Origin of the sequence: Paraburkholderia strydomiana (assembly GCF_046030495.1) — a bacterium.
Classification (GTDB): domain Bacteria; phylum Pseudomonadota; class Gammaproteobacteria; order Burkholderiales; family Burkholderiaceae; genus Paraburkholderia; species Paraburkholderia strydomiana_A.
The window spans coordinates 44,480-63,224 of record NZ_JAQQCJ010000031.1 but is presented as its reverse complement, the minus strand read 5'-3'; the positions used below and the strand labels follow the sequence as shown (position 1 = coordinate 63,224).

17 protein-coding genes and 1 pseudogene are annotated in these 18,745 nt (G+C 62.6%); 15 read left to right on the top strand and 3 right to left on the bottom strand.

The window, feature by feature from the left end; genetic code table 11:
* Positions 1 to 5: 5 nt before the first annotated feature.
* Complete coding sequence (locus PQQ53_RS30230; protein ID WP_408328289.1) at positions 6 to 881, bottom strand: branched-chain amino acid ABC transporter permease; 876 nt, start codon at positions 879 to 881, stop codon at positions 6 to 8.
* A 228-nt stretch (positions 882 to 1,109) separates the two neighbouring features.
* On the opposite strand from PQQ53_RS30230, the gene PQQ53_RS30225 reads away from it, so the two are divergent.
* Both PQQ53_RS30225 and PQQ53_RS30220 read left to right on the top strand, forming a co-directional pair.
* The gene (locus tag PQQ53_RS30225) at positions 1,110 to 1,349 is read left to right on the top strand and encodes a helix-turn-helix domain-containing protein (RefSeq protein ID WP_347143642.1); all 240 of its coding nucleotides are present in this window, start codon (positions 1,110 to 1,112) and stop codon (positions 1,347 to 1,349) included.
* 317 nt (positions 1,350 to 1,666) lie between these two features.
* Entirely contained in the window at positions 1,667 to 3,091 is a 1,425-nt protein-coding gene (locus PQQ53_RS30220; RefSeq protein ID WP_408147973.1) for an amidase family protein, read from the top strand.
* Between the two features lie 55 nt (positions 3,092 to 3,146).
* Here PQQ53_RS30220 and PQQ53_RS30215 read toward each other — a convergent pair whose 3' ends face one another.
* Positions 3,147 to 3,983, bottom strand: a complete 837-nt coding sequence (locus PQQ53_RS30215; protein ID WP_408328286.1) for a FadR/GntR family transcriptional regulator — start codon at positions 3,981 to 3,983, stop codon at positions 3,147 to 3,149.
* Positions 3,984 to 4,223: 240 nt separating this feature from the next.
* On the opposite strand from PQQ53_RS30215, the gene PQQ53_RS30210 reads away from it, so the two are divergent.
* The 12 genes from PQQ53_RS30210 to PQQ53_RS30155 all read left to right on the top strand — a co-directional run bounded on the left by PQQ53_RS30210 (position 4,224) and on the right by PQQ53_RS30155 (position 16,337).
* Positions 4,224 to 5,453, top strand: coding sequence for an acyl-CoA dehydrogenase family protein (locus PQQ53_RS30210; protein WP_408328283.1), 1,230 nt, complete (start codon positions 4,224 to 4,226; stop codon positions 5,451 to 5,453).
* A gap of 58 nt (positions 5,454 to 5,511) precedes the next feature.
* Entirely contained in the window at positions 5,512 to 5,790 is a 279-nt protein-coding gene (locus PQQ53_RS30205; RefSeq protein ID WP_408147967.1) for an acyl carrier protein, read from the top strand.
* 121 nt (positions 5,791 to 5,911) lie between these two features.
* Positions 5,912 to 6,802: a 3-oxoacyl-[acyl-carrier-protein] synthase III C-terminal domain-containing protein gene (locus PQQ53_RS30200; protein WP_408328280.1), complete on the top strand. Its 891-nt coding sequence runs from the start codon at positions 5,912 to 5,914 to the stop codon at positions 6,800 to 6,802.
* Between the two features lie 2 nt (positions 6,803 to 6,804).
* On the top strand, positions 6,805 to 7,752 hold the full coding sequence (locus tag PQQ53_RS30195; protein WP_408328277.1) for a 3-oxoacyl-[acyl-carrier-protein] synthase III C-terminal domain-containing protein: 948 nt from the start codon (positions 6,805 to 6,807) through the stop codon (positions 7,750 to 7,752).
* Between the two features lie 25 nt (positions 7,753 to 7,777).
* Positions 7,778 to 9,385, top strand: a complete 1,608-nt coding sequence (locus PQQ53_RS30190; protein WP_408328275.1) for an acyl-CoA ligase (AMP-forming), exosortase A system-associated — start codon at positions 7,778 to 7,780, stop codon at positions 9,383 to 9,385.
* A complete protein-coding gene (locus PQQ53_RS30185) occupies positions 9,382 to 10,590 on the top strand; it encodes a pyridoxal-dependent decarboxylase, exosortase A system-associated (RefSeq protein WP_408328272.1) in 1,209 nt (402 codons plus the stop codon). The genes PQQ53_RS30190 and PQQ53_RS30185 overlap by 4 nt, the downstream gene beginning before the upstream one ends.
* 24 nt (positions 10,591 to 10,614) lie before the next feature.
* A complete protein-coding gene (locus tag PQQ53_RS30180; RefSeq protein WP_408328270.1) occupies positions 10,615 to 11,703 on the top strand; it encodes an acyl-CoA dehydrogenase family protein in 1,089 nt (362 codons plus the stop codon).
* A gap of 25 nt (positions 11,704 to 11,728) precedes the next feature.
* Positions 11,729 to 12,337 carry a GNAT family N-acetyltransferase gene (locus PQQ53_RS30175; protein WP_408147956.1) on the top strand — a complete coding sequence of 203 codons (609 nt, stop codon included), beginning with the start codon at positions 11,729 to 11,731 and terminating at the stop codon, positions 12,335 to 12,337.
* Positions 12,334 to 13,404 carry a 3-oxoacyl-ACP synthase gene (locus PQQ53_RS30170; protein ID WP_408328267.1) on the top strand — a complete coding sequence of 357 codons (1,071 nt, stop codon included), beginning with the start codon at positions 12,334 to 12,336 and terminating at the stop codon, positions 13,402 to 13,404. The genes PQQ53_RS30175 and PQQ53_RS30170 overlap by 4 nt, the downstream gene beginning before the upstream one ends.
* Positions 13,394 to 14,320, top strand: coding sequence for a 3-oxoacyl-[acyl-carrier-protein] synthase III C-terminal domain-containing protein (locus tag PQQ53_RS30165; RefSeq protein ID WP_408147952.1), 927 nt, complete (start codon positions 13,394 to 13,396; stop codon positions 14,318 to 14,320). The genes PQQ53_RS30170 and PQQ53_RS30165 overlap by 11 nt, the downstream gene beginning before the upstream one ends.
* Before the next feature lie 314 nt (positions 14,321 to 14,634).
* Entirely contained in the window at positions 14,635 to 15,423 is a 789-nt protein-coding gene (locus PQQ53_RS30160; protein ID WP_408328264.1) for a helix-turn-helix transcriptional regulator, read from the top strand.
* 164 nt (positions 15,424 to 15,587) lie between these two features.
* A complete protein-coding gene (locus tag PQQ53_RS30155) occupies positions 15,588 to 16,337 on the top strand; it encodes an acyl-homoserine-lactone synthase (RefSeq protein WP_408328261.1) in 750 nt (249 codons plus the stop codon).
* A gap of 17 nt (positions 16,338 to 16,354) precedes the next feature.
* Here PQQ53_RS30155 and PQQ53_RS30150 read toward each other — a convergent pair whose 3' ends face one another.
* Complete coding sequence (locus tag PQQ53_RS30150; RefSeq protein WP_408328258.1) at positions 16,355 to 16,921, bottom strand: hypothetical protein; 567 nt, start codon at positions 16,919 to 16,921, stop codon at positions 16,355 to 16,357.
* 1,192 nt (positions 16,922 to 18,113) lie between these two features.
* Here PQQ53_RS30150 and PQQ53_RS30145 point away from each other — a divergent pair.
* Positions 18,114 to 18,726, top strand: a pseudogene (locus PQQ53_RS30145) (tyrosine-type recombinase/integrase); the annotation flags it as partial.
* Positions 18,727 to 18,745: the final 19 nt, after the last annotated feature.

Sequence of the window (18,745 nt, the reverse complement as noted above, 5' to 3'; positions counted from 1 at the left end):
ACGCTTTATCCTTTACCGAGAAGCTGATGAGCCGCGCTGAATCCTGGAATCAGCCCTTGCGGTCTGAACCGGATCACCACAATGGAGAGGACCAGCACCACCGCTGAAGCGAGAGAGGGATCGACGCGATAGCTCAGTAACGTCTCGGCCGTACCGATAACTGCGCTGCCCAGGATGCTGCCCGCAATCGAGCCGATGCCGCCCAGCACGATCACGAAGAACGCCTTGGCGAGATAGGAGACGCCCAGATGCGACTCCACCGAAACCATGGGCGCAACCAGTACGCCGGCAAGCGAAGCAAGCGCCGCACCGCCGCAGAAGGCAATACGATTCAGGCGCCGGGTGTCGATGCCGGTGGCCTCAGCCATCACCGGATGCTGGATCACGGCACGCAACTGCATACCAAAGCGCGTACGGGCGAACAGCAGCCAGCACCCTGCTGTTACGATGAGCGCAACAGCGATCACAAAGATCCGGTAGGCCGGATAGCTCCCCCCGGGGACTGGAACCGCTCCGCCGAACGGCGCGTACACCAGCATCGGCTGCGTGCCGAAGATAAGTTCCAGTGCCTTCTGCAGGATCAGGCTGACGGCGTAAGTCGCGAGAAGGGTGTCCAGTGGCCGGTCGTAGAGCAACCGGATGATGAAGCGCTCAAGGCACCATCCGAGGAGCGCTCCCACAGCCGGCGCCACCAGTAAGGCAAGCCAGAAGGCCTGCTTCCCGCCAACCGCCTGCGCGACCGCCAGCGCGTATGCGCCAATCGTGACCCACTCGGCATGTGCAAGGTTCACGATGTCCATCATGCCGAACACCACGGCCAGACCAAGCGCAATCATCGCGAGAACGCACGCGTAACTTGCAACATTAAGTATTCCTATCATATTTCCCTCGCATACCAGACGGATCCTGACCAGCATCCGTCTGCCGGTAGCCCGCTGAAAAAGAGAACGCGAGCCGGCTGCCCACCGACGCTATCGCCGGAGTGCACGCTCCCGTTTACACAAAATATTGTGAATTTTAGGTCAACAAAACTCCGTTTACACAATTTATTGTGAATTTATGGTTGTTCGCTCCCCGATACTCGATTCGCCCAGTTCAATCGAGTACGCATGACCAAGGAAGCACTGATCAAGGCGGTTGGGAAGGAGATCCGCGCACGCCGCAAGCTGAAGAAGCTAACGCAGGCCGGTCTGGCACTACGCGCGAAAGTTCACCCAAACACCATCTCACTCATCGAGCGCGCAGAAACGATCGCGGGAATCGACGCGTTGATTGACATTGCTGACGCGCTCGGTGTGCCGCTATCGCAGTTGCTCAAGGCAGCCGAAGACCGCGGCGGCGTCCGCTGACTATCTGCGGCAACCCCCACCCTTTTCCCGTACCGGACGCGGCAGCCTCTCTCTGACGATCGCTCATCGCAGGCGGCCCGCGCTGCGCGAACACTTACACGACAAATTGCCGTCACGGCACACGGACACACTGTGACTGTCCAGTCGCATTCGATCGGCCACACTTCCAATTTATTGCTATTAAATTATTCCCTCAAAATGAGGGTGTCAACCCACATAATCAGCGAGTTTACCCTGATTAATTAACCATCGCCGTCCCTTGACATCGACCATAACCGTCAATATTGTATATTTGTTATAATTAAAAAGGAGGTGACATGCAGGGCGATCTCTGTGAACTCACTGCACAGGAACTGCAGGAGCTTTATCGCAACGGCAGTGCCTCGCCAGTCGAAGTCATGGCCGCCGTGCTTCAACGGATCGAGCGGCTCGACCCCGCCGTGAATGCCTTCTGCCAGATGGCTCCGGACGCACTCGACATGGCTCGCGCGTCGGAAACACGATGGCAACGCAAGCGCCCTCTTGGCCCTCTCGACGGGGTGCCAATTAGCGTCAAGGACAACATCGCGGTCGCCGGACTCGCTACACGATACGGCTCACGCGTCACGGACGAATCGCCAGCGCCCCACGACAGCCCCTGTGTGGCCCGGCTTCGCGAGTCCGGTGCGATCTGCTTCGCTAAGACCACCCTGCCTGATTTCGCACACAAGATCGTCACCGATAGCCCGCTTACGGGAGTCACGCGCAATCCGTGGGATACCGACCGTACCCCAGGCGGCAGCAGCGGCGGAGCCGCCGCCGCAGTCGCACTTGGCATGGCGCCTGCAGCGATCGGCACCGACGGCGGTGGATCGATCCGGATTCCAGCCGCGTTCACTGGTACGTTTGGTTTCAAGCCGAGCTTCGGCCGAGTTCCGCATGCGCCACGCGGGCCGTTCGGGCTGTTGAGCCACGTTGGCCCCATGACCCGCTGCGTGGCTGATGCCGCACGCGTCCTGACCGTTATCAGTCGGCCTGACAGCCGCGACTGGTACGCCTTGCCGTTCGACGCCAGCGACTATGAACTTGGTCTCAAGTGCAAGCCAACACCGGGCGGTGTCCGCATAGCGTCCAGTGCGTCCCTGGGCCTTGCTGTCACGCCCGAAACCGCCGTCCACGATGCGGTCATGCGTACGGCTGACACCTTCCGTGACCTTGGCGCCAAGGTACAGCTGGAAGATCCGCCGGGTATCGCTCGCTGTAACTCGATCCACGCGACCATTTGGCCGGCCTGCTGTCGCCAGCTCACCGAAGGCATGGCTGACGCCGGCGCGGCGCTCGATCCGTCATTGCAGGCCTACTCTGAAGCAGGCGCGACAATATCGCGCCAGGCGCTGCTTGGCGCACTCATCGAGAGAGGGGAGATCGGAGCCGCCGTCAACGTGTTCTTCGAGCGGTACGATCTTGTCATCTGCCCGGTGTATCCCCGAGTGGCCATGCCACTTGTGGAACGCCCCGCCAGCGACCAGCTGTTTCCCCATTTCACTGCCTGGTGCAACCAGCTCGGTCTTCCCGCTGCGAGCGTCTACACGGGCACCACTTCAGACGGTCTACCGGTCGGAATACAGATCGTTGGCGGCCGTCACGCCGATGCACTTGTTCTCTGGGCAAGCCACATACTGGAACTCGCCTTCGGGCGAGCACCTCTGACCGACGTAGCACGCTCGCTTTCCGCATCTATACCTGGCCGCACAACACATTAAGGCTGATCAACCAGCGGACACCGAACGCACCGTCAACGGTTCGGGCGTCCGTCCGTCAGTCACCGCCCTTTCTGCCGAGGTGCAGACCAAGGTCCGAATCCAGTACCAGTTTCTGGCGCAAGGCTGCGTGCACCTTGCGCAATTGCGCCTCCGCTTCATCCATATGCGCCGCCATGAGCTGCTCCACCGCACCGGCGTCGCGCCTCTTCGCGGCATCTAGAATCGCGCGGTGGGCAGCGACAGTCTGCCGCCCGAACTCCTGGTAATCCCGCTGGGTCACGTTGCCCGCCACGATCACGAGGCTGTGCAGCATCTGGTTGATGATCTGGCATACGCAGCGAAGAAAGGCGTTCGGATTTGCCGCTGCCAGCACGTCATGAAAGTGGATGTCCTCGTGGCGCTGGTCGAGCGTATGCTTATGGCTTGCGACAAACGGCTCACACACCTCCACGCTGCGTTCGAGCGCTGCCAGGTCGGCCTCCGTCAGATGCGCGACGGCGCCCGCCGCAAGCAGCGGCTCCAGCACGCGCCGCACGGCATAGATGTCCTCAAGGTTGATGCTCTCGAAAAACAGGTAGTTCTGCATCGCCTGAAATGCGCGGGCGAGCGGCACTCGCGTAATCGTTGCACCACCCTCCGGTCCTGTACTCAGACGCACGAGTCCCTGCACCTCCAGTGCCTTGAGCGCATCGCGCATCGAGCCGCGGCTGACGTTGAATATTTCCTGAAGCTCTGCCTCCTTGTTCAATCGAACGCCTGGCCGCACCTTGCCATCGCTAATCCACGTCTTGATAAGTTCGGCGACCTGGTCTCCCCGCTTGGTCGTGCGGGGCCCCCGTTTGTCTCGCTTCAGCAACGGTTTTTTCTCTGTCGTCTGTTTTCGCGCTGCCATACGTCACACCCGTAGTTGGCCATCATCGTTTGATCTGAACGTCATTATCGGTCATCCGCCGCCGCATGACCGCGACGATGTCCCCCCGAACGCCCTCGATACAACACCCTCCCAATGTTCGGAGGTGACGCCCTCCGTTCTGATACCTACGCTCATTGCCAGACGACACGCAAACCTCATCAGTGGGTTCGCGTGAAAATCGGTACTGGGCACAGATGCGCCCGCCTGGGAGAACGCGTCATGACACGGCATGAACAGACGTCGCAACAGGTTCACATCATCGACAACATCGATACAGCGCTCGCAGATCGCGGACTCGACCTAGAACTGCTTGCCAGGCATATGCGCACCGCCAGCCTCGAATCGGACGCAACCGGTGAGATCATCGGCCCTCCCTGGCGTGCTGATGAGGTGCGCGCCCTGAACATGAACCTTGTGCCCACCCGGTACGGCGGCTGTCCGGCGCTGCAGCCTCTCGTAGCGCAGGCGACATTGATGGCCTACCTCGGTGAGGCCGACGCAAGCCTCGCGCTTGCGTTGCCGGGCCCGGGACTCGCCACGCCACCTGTCCTCGCGCTCGCCTCGGCGGAGCAGCGAGCGCAGTTCTTCCGGCGATTCGAATCCGACACGCCGCGCTGGGGAGCCTTCGCCATCACCGAGCCCGACTGCGGCTCCGACGCCACCGCCATGCGTACCAGCGCACGGAAGACGGACCGCGGCTGGGTACTGAACGGCACGAAGTGTTTCATCACGAACGGCGCGCGTGCCGACTGCGTGATCACGTTTGCCACCATCAACCGGCAGATGGGACGCTACGGTATCCGTGCATTCCTGGTGGAACGCAACGCGCCGGGGTTCATGGTGTCACGCATCGAGCGGATGGCTGGCCTGCGCGCCACCCAGCTTGCCGTACTCTCGTACGCCGACTGCGAGGTCACCGATGACGCGCTGCTTGCGCGCGGCGACGAGAAGCCGCTCGACGATGCCTTCTCGGGTGCGCAGCGGTCCTGGGACTACTTCAGGCCGCTGCTTTCCGCAGTCATGGTCGGTACGTGCCGGCGCATTCGCGCGGACCTCGCTGCCTGGCTCGACGCGGGTGGCAAGCCCGCGGACAACCGGCAAGGCTCGGCCAGCGTGTCAGCAGCCCTGCTCGACATCGACCGCCAGATCACGGCCGCATGGCTGCTCTGCCATTGCACGGCCTGGAAGACCGATGAGGGAACCGCCACGTCGATGGATTCTTCAATGACCAAGGCGTTTGCCTCCCGCGTGGCAGCACGGGTGACACGCGCTGCAATTGACCTTGCGGGTATCGATGGCATCACCGCCTGTCCGTCGCTCGAACAGGGCTACCGGGACGCCAGGGCGTTCGACATCATGGAAGGCACCGGCGACCTGCAGCGGCTCATGATCGCGCGAGCCGCGCAACGATCGACGTCGCGTCCATGGAACATCGCGGAACCCGCCTAGCGACTGCATCGTCATGCCTGGCGACCAATGTCCATAGACCTGATCAGGAGATACTCCCATGACCCATACCACCTCCGGTCCCGAACGCGAGGAAATCGCCGCCACCATCAGGTCATGCCTGCTGTCGGCCATCGGCAGCACCACGGCTGCGGACCTGGTCGCGGATGACACGAACCTGTTCGACGTCGGCGTCGACTCAATGAACATGACAGACCTGCTTCTTCAACTCGAACAGCGCTTCGGCTTCACGCTCGCGCCCGAAGATCTCTCATCTGACCTCTTTCTGCGTTTCGGCAATCTGGTCACCTTCGTGGAATCCCATGTACGAAGCAACTGACCACGGGCACGGGCAATTCTGCATCGCGGCAACGGCGCGGTACGTACCCCAGACGCGTGTGCGACCCGAAGTGCTGGTACGGGAGCCGACGGCCACGCCCACCTCCGTGCGGGAGGCCGTCATGCAATCAGTCTATGCCGACACGCTGCGCTGGCGCCGGCAGGCGACAGCTCCCGTTGCCGTGGATCATCCGTCCGGGCGCGCCACAATGCCGGCACGCGTCACCAGCGAGCCACGCCTCACCCTCTCGGAAATGGCGTCAGCCGTAGCCAGGGAGGCTGTCCGGCGGTGCCGCCCGAAGGACAATCGTGCACCCGACCAGATCATCGTATGTGCCAACAGTTTTGAGCATGATCTCTCGCTCTCGTGCGCGGGTCGCCTGCACAGCGAACTCGGCTCAACGGGCGTGCCGTTTGCGATCGGACAGCTCCAGGGCGTGTCCTTTTTCCTGGCGCTGCAGGTGGCAGCCGACATGATGGCCAGCGACGAGCGCATGCACGCCACACTGATCGTCGCGGCTGAACGGTGGCTGCCGCCATTCTCCCGCCAGACCGGAACGCTCACCGCATTGGGTGATGGGGCAGCCGCCGTGCTGGTCAGGCGCCACGCCGGACCCGGATGGCACGTACGCAGCGTTATGGTATGCACGCCCGCCACCGCCGTTGCCATTGCGCCGCACGAGACCTTTGTCGACGAAGCGGCCGTGGTCGAAGTCATCGGGAAGACGTGTGCGCAGGCGGGCCTGAAACCCGCTGCACTTGACTGGATCGTGCCTCCGCGTATCAACGCAGCCCTGGCATGCGAGGTCGGCGCACAGGCCCGACTGCCTGCCGGGCGAATGTGGTATCCGGATCCGGGGGACATCGGTTACCTGTGTGCCGCAGACGCGCCCGCGCAACTCGACGTGCTGTTGCAATCGGTTGCTCCGGCAGACGGTCAGCGCATCCTGATGTGGTCGGCCGGATTCCAGGGACAGACCGCCTGCGCGATCCTCGAGTTTCGCGGGAGCTAGCGATGTCTACGCCCCTGCCCGACTCCATGCTGTCCCTGTCCGGAATCGCATTCAGCCTTCCGTCCCGCACGGTCGATGCGATCACGTGGGCCAGTCGTTGCGGATTGCCCGAGACGCGCGCGAGCGCACTGCTGCGCAACGGTGTGCAGCAGTTCCACGATGCTGCAGCGCAGTCACCGGTCATCTTTGCATGCGAAGCGGTTGCCGCCCTGCTCGAGGATACCGGCACGACACCCGCAAGCATCGATGCGCTCGTGTGCACGCACACGATCCAGAGCAGCGTCATGGCGCCGCCTGCCGGTACTGCCTCGTTCATCCAGTCCCGTATGGGCCTGACCCGCGCACTTGCGTTCTCTGTGGTGCAGCAGAACTGCGTCTCGCCGATCGCAGCTATCCGCATGCTGCGGGTGCTCACCGTCAGAGGTCGGCCCATCCGGCGGGCGATTGTTGTCTGCGCGGATGTGATGGGCGCGGGCTGCGATCATCTGCGCGCAATCCAGGACCTCGCCCTGCACAGCGACGGCGCATGCGCAATCCTGCTGGAGCGCGGCACCGACCGCAACTGCATCGCGGGACTGCATCTTTATACGGACGGTCGCTACTTCCGCGGCACCGACGACGATCTGCAGCCCGTGCCTGATGACCGGTACTACTGGTCGGCATTCACCACCATGCGCACGGCACTCGGACAGGCGGGCATCACGGGTAACGAACTCGTCCATGTCCTGCCCCACCACGTCAACCTTCCCGGATGGTCCCGCCTCGTGACCATGCTGTCCGTACCACAGGAGTGCCTTTTCACCGTGAACTTCGGGCACCTCGGCCATGTGTTCGGTGCAGACCCGTTCATCAACTTCCACACCGCGCCACGCGGGCAACCGGGCTCGCACTCCCTGCTGTTCTCCAGCGGGTTTGCCGGCTGCTTTGGCGCAATGGTGATCCGCCACTGATCCTGAACTTCATAGCGATCCGGCCATGAGAAACCTCCTTGACCTTGTGCAGTCGGCAGCCCGCCGCACACCTGATGCGCAGGCACTCGTTTGCGGCGATGTCCACGTGACCTACGACGAACTGCTGCAGCTCAGCCACACGTTCGGGCAGGCATTGCCCACCCTCGGCATCGCTGCGGGGGAGCGCGTCGCGATCTTTCTTGACAAGCGTATCGAGACCGTCGTCTCGATGCTTGGCGCCTGCGCGGCGGGTTGCGTGTTCGTCCCGGTCAATCCGCTCCTGAAACCGAACCAGGTGGCCCACGTGCTTCGCGACAGCGGTGCCCGGTGCCTCGTGACCACCGCATTGCGCGCCCGCTCACTGGCTGCGGAAGGCATTGCGCCAGTATCCGACCTGATCCTCGTGGATGAGCCTGAACCGGCAGTCTCCAGCCTCGGGAACACGGTCAGGATTCATCGCTGGCCAGGCCGTGACACCGGCCGCCCCGACGATACCCATATCCAGGGACCGGCGGTATCCTACGTTGATACCGACCTCGCCGCCCTTCTGTACACGTCCGGCTCGACAGGGCTGCCCAAGGGCGTGATGCTCAGCCACCGGAACCTGCTCGAAGGCGCCTGGAGCATAGCCGACTATCTGCGCCACGAGCCGTCAGACCGCATCCTCGCCGTTCTGCCCCTGAGCTTCGATGCGGGGCTGAGCCAGTTGACCTCGGCCTGGTCTGCGGGCGCAACAGCGGTCCTTCTGAATTACCTCAGCGCGCATGATGCCGTCCGCGCGTGCGAGCGCGAGCACATCACTGCGATTACCGGTGTGCCGCCACTATGGATGCAGCTTGCAGCCGCAACGTGGCCCGACGGGGCGCGCAACAATCTCCGATACTTCGCGAACACGGGAGGTCGCCTGCCATTGCCCGTGCTGCAGAAACTCAGGGCGCTGTTTCCGCGAGCCACGCCCTTCCTGATGTATGGGCTGACCGAGGCGTTCCGTTCCACGTTTCTCGATCCTGCACAGGTCGACCGGCGGCCCGACTCGATCGGCAAGGCCGTTCCCAATGCGCGGGTGCTCGTCGTCCGGCAGGACGGCACACCGTGCGCTCCCGATGAAGCCGGCGAGCTCGTGCATGTGGGTGCATGCGTCACACTTGGCTACTGGAACGACGCGGCACGCACCGCTCAACGCTACCGTCCTTCGCCCGAAACGAAACCGGGCGGAGCGCCGCACGATATGGCGGTCTGGTCCGGTGACCTCGTGCGGCGCGACAGCGAGGGTTTTCTCTATTTCATCGCGCGCAATGACGCCCAGATCAAGAGTTCCGGCTACCGGATCAGCCCGGAGGAAATCGAGGAAACGGTTCACGCAAGCGGCCTCGTCGTGGAAGCGGTTGCCCTGGGTATCCCGGATGACGGGCTTGGTGAAGCGATCGTGCTGCTCGTCGTCCTGGCAGGTGGTTCAATACGTATCGACGATCTGCGCGACTGGTGCATGCAGCGCCTGCCGCGTTATATGGTTCCCCGGGACATCGTGAGTTGTCCGGAAATTCCACGCAATCCCAACGGGAAGTTCGACAGGGCGGCGCTGCATGCCCGGCTTGCCTCGCTCGCGAGCGGTTCTGGGGAGAAAGCATCGTGAACCTGACTTTCATCCGGCGGCCCTCCGGGCTTCAGTTCGGCGGCGTCGACGTGCGTGAGTTGGCCGACCGGGCAGGACGTACGCCGTTTTTCGCCTACGACCGCGCAGCGATCGACGCCCGCATCCGGGAACTGCGCAGCCTGCTGCCCTCCGGCATGCATCTGCACTACTCGATCAAGGCGAATCCGATGCCAGCTTTGGTCCACTGTCTGGCCGCATGGGTTGACGGGTTCGACGTCGCCTCGGCGCAGGAGATGGCCGTCGCGCTCAACGCCGGCGCCGCCCCGGCGGACATTGGCTTTGCCGGGCCCGGCAAGTCTCACGACGACCTGCGGCGCGCAGTCGCCAGCGGCGTCAATGTGCACGTCGAATCGGAGACTCAGTTGCGGCTCGTCACTGCGCTCGGATGGGAACTCGGCGTGCAGCCCAGCGTGGCGATCCGCGTCAATCCCGATTTTCAGGTCGGACAGAGCGGCATGCGCATGGGTGGCGGCGCGGCGCCGTTCGGCGTCGATGTCGGTCAGTTGCCGGCGCTGCTGCGCGAACTCGAAGCTCGGGAAGTCGCACTCGCCGGCTTTCACATCTTCTGGGGTTCGCAATGCCTGCACGCGGCAACCGTTATCGAGGCCCAACGCCAGAGTGTTGAACTCGTCCTCCGCCTGGCCAGCGGTTTGACCGACCCGCTGCGGTTCGTGAACCTTGGCGGTGGCTTTGGTATTCCCTACTTCCCGGGCGAAACACGGCTCGACGTGAAGGCAGTCTGCGAAGCGATGCACGACTGGCTGCCAGGGATGCGCGCAGGTCTGCCCGGAACGACGCCGATCCTGGAGCTCGGGCGTTATCTGGTGGGAGAAGCGGGCATCTACGTGTGCCGCGTGATCGACCACAAGGTCTCGCGCGGCAAAACATTCGTCATCACGGATGGCGGCCTGCATCATCACCTCGCGGCCTCCGGCAACTTCGGCCAGGTCCTTCGCCGTAACTTTCCGGTCGTCATCGGAAACCGTCCCGATGGTGTTGCACGCGAACGCTGCCACGTGGTGGGCTGCCTGTGCACGCCGCTCGACCGACTGGCGGACGACATTGAGCTTCCCGAAGCCCATATCGGCGACTTCATCGTGGTGAAACAGTCGGGCGCGTATGGGCGCTCGGCGAGCCCGCTGCATTTCCTGAGCCATCCCGAACCCGTCGAAATGCTCGTGTGACGCCGCAACAGCAGGAGAAACATCATGCCATCCAGTCGATCCGTCATAACGGACCTCACGCCAGCATCGTGGGCACTCAGCGACGACCAGCAGGGGCTGCGTGCGACCGCAAGACAGTTTGCGCGCGAACGCCTCGAACCGCTGCTCGTCCATCAGCCAGACGCTGCCCTGTGGAGCGAAACGGTCAGGCTCGCTGCGACGCTCGACCTCGCGGCCATGATCCTGCCGGAGCAGAAGGGAGGCATGGGAATCAGCCGGCACGACCTGGCGCTTGTCGTTGAACAGTTCGCGGCGGGTCCGCTGGAACGCGCGGCCGAACTGACACTCAGCAGCCCGGCACTGATGACACTGCGCGAATACGATGCGCTCGACCGGCTATCCGATCGGGATACTCAGCATTATTTCGACGGCAGCACATCGATCGCACCGGGTATTCCGGACATCGATGCCTCGGGTCTCTGGGTATTGCGTCGGCACCCCGCCTCGCCAGTATTGATGGTCCGCATGCACGACAAACGTCCGCAGCTCGTGCTCGTGACGCTGCCTGCAGGGCAGGAAGAAATCCGCGGTGCCGCACCTGTTGCCGTGTTCGGCGCGCTATCCATCGAACGATATACCGTCGTGCCTGCAGACGATGCCTCGATCCCGGTGGTGTCCCGGGACGAAGACAACTTCGGCCCGGATCCGGTTCGGCAGTCGCTCGTCGACACAGCGCTCTACTTTGCCACGCTGCTTTCGGGCGCCGTGCAGCAGTGTGTGAACTTCGCCCTTGCCTACAGCGCGACCCGACAGACGTTCCGCAAGCCGATCGTTGCGCATCAGCTCGTCGCTGCCCGGCTCGCCGACATGCTCGTGTCCGCGCATACCATCCATCTCGTGCTCCGGTCGGTGGCAGCGCAGGATACGCAGGCGCAGATCGCCCCCTTATCGCAGATGGCTCGCCACGTTGCCACCGAAGCGATGAACGTTGCGCGCGAGCTTGTGCAGCTTTGCGGTGGCCATGGCTACGTGGAAGGCCTCCCGCCGGCGGCACGGTTCCAGACGGTGCACTGGTTTGTGATGCTGTTGATGAAGGTCGAGGCCGCGCTGCGCACATTCATCGCGTCTGCATGAGGCATTCACCGGCCGGAGATTCGACGTGGACAGCCAGGGCCAGGCGCGAGCACTCGCGCAGCAGACTGAAGGATCCCACCAGACGGATGGAGGATCCGGCTCATGCTGGCTCCGTGAACCTGACAGCAACGATGTGAACGACATCGCTACCTGGCTCACCGAACCGGACATCAACCAGTGGTTCGATTTTGGGCAGGGCCGCCAAACGCTACCCCTGCTTGCCGTGCAGCTCATGATGCAAAGCGGTCGACATCGACTGCGCATGTTCGGACCGGCAGGCCATAAGGTCGCAAGCGGCCTTGTGGCCATCAGCGATCTCGCGCATGCCTTTGGCACCGCCTCGTTCTGGGTATTGCGCGACAGCCGGCGCCCAGCGTGCAGTGACATGACGTTTGTGGCCTCGACCACGCTTCTCCACGAGGCGTTCGCAACGGACCGGCTGCATTGCGTCACGGCGTGGGCCGTGGACTGCAACGTGCGGTCACGACGCCTGCTCGAGCGGATCGGGTTTCGGCCGGTCGGTCTGCAGCGCGATTGCCATGTCATGCGTGGGTCGCGGTTTGGGCGCGTACTCTATGACCTGCTACCAGCCGATCTCGCCAACGGCTCGGGCCCGCCCGAAGGGGGCGCATGAACCCGCCCGTCATCACCGCAGTGACGGCCTGGGTGCCAGAGGCCATACCGCTGTCCCGATGGATGACGATCGAGTCGACACTGCGCGCGACGGGTCATCCCGGGTGGGATGCCTGGATGAGGTCCTGGCATCCCGACTACGGGCACTGGCTGGATGCATGGCCGGGTAAGGAAACCGGTGGTTCGCACCCTGTGCATTCCGGTCTGGTAACGCCAGGCATGACCTGCATGGTGCCTGTCGAAACCGGCACCGGTCTTTCCGGACTCGCCGTAAAAGTGGCGAATGCGCTCTGCGCTGCACGCCCACCGGACGCCCGCCCGGTCGATGTCATCGTGTTCTGTCACAGCAGCCTCGATGAACATGTTTCGACCACCGTTGCCGGGCGGCTGTGTGCCGAAGTCGGTACACCGTGCTTTCCATTTTCCGTCTCGCAACAGCATGGTGTATCGCCATTCACTGCATTGAGGCTTGCGGCCGACCTGCTCGTCGCTGAACCGCACATCCATACGATACTTATCGTAGCAGCGGAGAAGTGGTGCCCACCATTTTCGAGAATATGCGGAACTTGCATGGTGCACGGTGACGCCGCCGGCGCGATGCTCGTTGAACGAACCGACCCCGGCACAGGTGGCGTGCACCTGCTTGATGTCGCGACCCGGCACGTTCCCGTTGACATGGTGTGCCGTGACGCAGGAGTCGCCGATGCCCGGACATTCCCCTTGCTATCGATGATCGACTCGCTCCTCGCGCGACATGGCCTTCACGACGGGAATGTTAACGACGTTGTGGGGCACCCAGGTATTCCGTCGCTCAGGGCCGCAGTATCCGACCTGCTCGGCCGGCCGGACGCAGGTGTGCAGCATGAACATTGCGTTCATCTCGGCGCCGCCGAATCCATCGTACGCCTCGCACAGATACTCAACCGCGCCGCCTGTGGCCGGCGACACCGCGTGCTGCTGTGGGGCTACGGGACAGGCGGCTTTATCGGCACAGCGCTGCTGGAGATGCGCGGCGCACCCTCCCAGCCTATCAGCAGAACGATGTCCAGTCCGTCTTATGATCCCTGATCTCGGCATACCGCACGTCGCCTTCCATCTTCCTCAGTGCGTCGACGATGTCCGAAGCTGGGGACAACGGACCGGACAGAGCACCACTACCGTCGTGCAGCTGGAACGGGCGGGGATGCGCTATTACCGGAAAGCGAATGGGCAAACTGCGATCGGTCTCGCGGCCAGCGCGATCCAGCGTCTCCTGCTTACCTCAGGTATCGCACGTCGCGAAGTCGACTGCATCGTGTACGTGCATACACTGCAGGGCAGCGTTGCGCCTCCGCCGCACTCGCTACCCGGCCTGCTCTGTGACCGTTTCGGATTCGTCAACGCGGAGGCGTTTTCCTTCGCGCAGCAGCACTGTGCGTCCGCCCTCGCCGCACTGCGCGTGATTCGCGCGATGTTCATCGCCCGACCCCACATGAAACGGGTCCTGCTGGTCGGTGCCGACGTCATGCCGCTGGCATCGGAAAGGTTAATGCAAGCCGAGGGGATTCTGGGCGATGGTGCGTTTGCTGCATTCATCGAGCGCGGTGCCGCCGTCAACCGCCTGCTAGCGATCGCGATGCACGCCAGCGGGCTGGGCTGGCAAGGGGTACTGGCAAATGACGAATCGCGCCTGGCAGCGCAGAACTTCTTCACGGCGCGCAGCCTGATCAGGCAGACCGTCCAGCAGGCACGTTTCACACTGGACGACATCCAGCGTATCCTGCCTCACCATCTGGATCTGCCCGCGTGGCACCGGCTGCTCGATTCGCTTCAGGTCCCGCACGACCGTCTGTTCGCGGAGAACTTTGCCCGCATCGGCCACGTCACCGTCAGCGATGCATTCATCAATCTCGCCCAGTGTGAGGGGCTCGTAGCGGGCAGGCCGCTCCTGCTCTTCGCGCGAGGCATCGGAGGGTTTTCAGCGGCAGCGTTGCTGGTCCGTTAGCCTGCCGACTCAGCCCCGTCTCGTCCGCTTGCCCCAGCCCCATGCAGTGGGTATATTTCAATCCCTTACACGAATCGTCGGGCGGTAATCGGCACACTATAATAAATGTTTGAATGCATTCGCGCCCTTGCATAGTACGCGTCCAGTTGGCCATTCCGGTGTCGCAACCTGCGGCAATCGTATGCGCGACTCTGATTGGCCCCTCACTCCTGAAACGCGTGTCGCATGAATCGCACCGCCGTTGCGCGCGGGCCTCGTTCTCATGCGGCACCTGGAGTTCCTGACTCTGTTGGGGCAGCGCCGGGGTAGTGAACATGAAACATGTCTCTGGACGCCGTCTGAACGAGCGTCAGCACAGGCCATCACTCATATCTGATCGTCTACAAACCGGCGCACCGGCACCGGTGATGCGTCTTGCATGTGCCACCGATATTCCTTCCCTCGTCGAGTCTTTCGGCCATGCGGCCGGGAAACTTGGCTTCCCGCACTACGTGATCAGCCGCGTTACGCGCAGCCGTTCGGCCTCCACCCGGCGAACGTCGCTCGAGATGATCGGCTCACACTATCCGCAGGAATGGGTGCGGCACTACCAGCGTCGCGAATACGCGTCCACCGACCCCGTTCATCGGGCTGCGTTCCTCCAGTCGGCTCCCTACCGGTGGCATGACATCATCGGCTTGAGCAAAGCCGAGCGTCGTCTACTCGACGAAGCAGGAGAGGCCGGGTTGCGCGCGGGACTCAGTATCCCGGTCCACCAGTCCGATGGCAGTATCCTGCTGTTCAACCTGTCCGGCCCGTTGCGTTCCGTCAACGACGCAATCAACTCCCGGCTGGCATACCTGATCAGCGCGCAGTTTCACTTCGAACTGCATCGCCTCGCTCAAATGTCCCCGAAAAGGGCGGCCCACCTGCTGACACCGCGTCAGCTCGAATGCCTGACCTGGGTCGCCCGGGGGAAAACCTCGGCCGAGATTGGCGAGATCCTCGGGCGCTCGCGCTATACCGTTGACTACCACATCGAAGAAGCGATGGAGGCCCTCAACATCCGCAGCAGGACGGCCGCTGCAGTCCACGCGAGCGTACAGGGCATCATAAAACCCTGACTCCGCTTTTCCCGCAATTCCCCCGCATGCCCTGCCCGTCGCCGTAAGCGGCGTGGGCCAGTGCACGCTCGCGCGTGCGCGCCGACACCCTCCCAAAGCTCCGAGTTTCCGGGCCAGAGACACGCTGATAGCGTCGCGTCAACGGCTAACACCAGGAGGAGCCCATGTCATATATCGTTGCCGGCCGGCTTGATGAGCTGCCATCAGATATCCGTCACCATCTCGGAGTCTTCCGTCACAGGGTATTTGTCCAGCGCCTGCACTGGGAAATACCCGGCGTATCACACGATGCGACGAGCGAGTGGGATGAATTCGACGTAGACGCTACGGTCCACCTGGTCGCACTGTCCGCAGACGACGAGGTGTGCGGATGTGCGCGGCTCATGCCCACCACAGGACCCTATCTGCTCCGTGACGTCTTTCCGGAACTTGCAAGGCCAGATTCCTTGCCGTCATCACATTCGATATGGGAGATGTCGCGATTCGCAGGATCTGGGCTGCCAGACCATCGAACGGGCTCCATGCCGGGCATGTCGTTGTTCCCTTACTCAATGGCGCTCGCCCTCTCGTTGGGCGCAACACGCGTGATCGGCGCGGTCTCACGCTCCGTTGCACGTCTGTACCGACGCTTCGGGCTCGATCTGCTCGATATCGGCGTTGACACGGCGCCGGGCTGCGCCAACCTCGTTGCATGCTCAATCGATCTGGACCCTCCCACGTTCCACAAACTCCAGTGCGATCCTGTCACGCTGCTGAACTCGATTACCTGCTTCGGACAGCACCCGCTCGCTGAACCTGGCATGCCGGGTCATTCGCATCCGACTCAAGCGAATGCACCTTCTGTGCGCGCCCGAGGCGACATGCCCCTCGCCGTTTGCGACAACAGTACGGTACACACGCAAGCGACAGTCTAGACGACCGGCCCCTGACATTAGCGCATGCCTGCAGGCCGGCAATGGTGCCGGTTGTCGGCCTCCTTCACCCAGTCCGGCCTGATCGCCGACGCGTAGGCCTGCCCGCTGCGCGAAGCCTCTCCATTCTGCTGTGAACTCAAGCCCAGGCGCTCGTCGATCGCGTGCGCGACGGTCGCAGACTTCGGAGGATGATCGTGATCGCCGTCCGCCCAGAACGTACACATCGCATCGAACAGAACGGACAGTATCGACGTCACGTAGGGCAGTTTCACGACGATGCCCTCCTCTGGCCGGTCGCCAGCAAACTTGCGACAATGCTGCTGGAACCCGTTCACGGGCATCATGATCCGCAGGGAATCGAGTTCACGCTGCAGGCGATCTTCAAATGAGTAGTGAACGGTTGCCGAATGCGCAAGCGCCTTGCGCAACTGGCAGAGCTGCCGGTCCTTGATCTCCATGCATCTGGTTAGCCGACGCACTTCGGCTTCGGCCCGCTGCAAACGCTGATCGGGAGCAGCGTTTGCCGACACCATCAGTGGGGCGCTCTCCATGCCAGTGACTGTCCATGCATTGAGTTCTTTCATGATGTTCCCTGCCTCAAATGCGCATGCCTGTACCGTTCCGGCTGCGCCCCTTCCCCGCCGTCAGACGCGCACGGAAGGCACCTGGAGTCTTCGCCACTGGTCAATCGTGACCGTTAATCGCAGCGAGTCATCGGACTTCAGCCACGTATCTTTTTTCGGTTTTCTCAGACGAAATATCAACTGCGAAAAAAGGCAGGGCGTGCCATATCGGAATCAGCATGGATATGCAGCAGGCGTACCGACAGTTTTGGTGACCGCCGGTCACCGGATCGACGGGGCCACCGTCAGGCAGCGTGCACTGTCCTGCCATTAAGTCGCAAACATGCAGAACCCACTGTCGAAAGGGCGGCATAGTTCGCGGAAGATTGTGAAGAGAAGACTTCTCCATGGCTCGCAGGCCAGAGCGATCTGCAAAGACCGCCGAAGCGCAGCCACGCACTGAGGCATGCACAGGACGGGCACCGAGTCGGGCGTCGGCGCCAGCGCTTTATGAACGCTGGTCGCCGGAAGGAGCACCGCACAATCCATCTCCACGCCCGGTACCTGATCCAGCATCGCGCCTTCCTCCAGTAGCGCTTGGGAGCAGCCGCCGACGCGTGCTGCTTCGCAAGCACGCTGAAGCGTTCGGAGTGCAAGTCTCGTGTGCCCTTGCCAGTGCTGAACCAACGCTTGCAGCACGTGGAGCTTGACTGAGAGCAGCAGTCGGACCGGCACGATGGACAACGCCGGCTCCAGCAAACCGGTCACTCGATCGAGTCGATGCCGCTGCAATGCAAGCCGGATTCGGCCCAGCCACGGCCCACCGAGCATCTCCGTAACGGGAATCCATACCGGCTCGGGCGGCGATGCGTCGCTCGACACGTGTGGTAACGGCGCTCCGATGCGCGCCGGTTCGCCGCGCTACCCCGCGATGTAGAGGCGCTCCCACGCGATCGACACCATCGACAGTGCAATGAATTCCGGTACTGCGGCGAGCGTGATGTCTTGTTCGAATTGCGCTGCGAGTCTTCCGCGGTGTCCAGTTCGTCCAAAAACCACGGCGTAGGTTTCGCAACGGAAGGCCGTCAATCAAGGAATTGATGTTGTTCTGCGATTTTTGTCAAACAGATCAGATCTCCCAGATACCACCATGTCGCTCACAGATGCGCAGGTGCGCGTCGTCAGCTAGAACCCATGGAGCCCCGGCAATCGATTGTCCGACGGCGGTCGCATGTACCTCCAACTGGATAAGTTCGGAGCCGAATATCGGCGGTCGAATTACCGGTTCGCCAGCAAAGAGAGAACGCTCGCGCTTGCTGTCTATCCGGGGCGTGTCACTGGCCAGGGCTCGGCAAAAAAACTGATAAACGTGCTGCGCGGCTCGGCGCGGGCGATACATTTGAAGCTGTTGCATCGGCATGGGTGGAAGAACGCAAGTTCTACGTCGAGTCGAGCCACGGCAACACGAGAACACACTCGCGCGCTTCAGCAATGATGCCTTCTCCTGGCTCGGCAAACGTCCAATCTCTGAGATTGATGCGCCGGAGATCCTCGAAACGCTGAAGCGAGTCGACGGCCGCGATGCACGCTACACCGCTCGTCGTCTGCGCGGAGAAATAAGCCGCGTCTTCCGATACACGATCAAAGAGGGCTTCTGTCAGTCAGCCCCGGCTCGCGATCTCGTCGGCGCTATTGCGCCCGCGAAAACAACCCATTTCGCCTCGATCATCGAACCAGCTAAAGTCGGTGAAATGCTTCGCGCATTCGATGGCTTCAAAGGCACGTTCCCGGTGCTATGCGAACTGCGACTGCCCGCCGACCTGTTCCAGGGCTGGCGTTACTCGC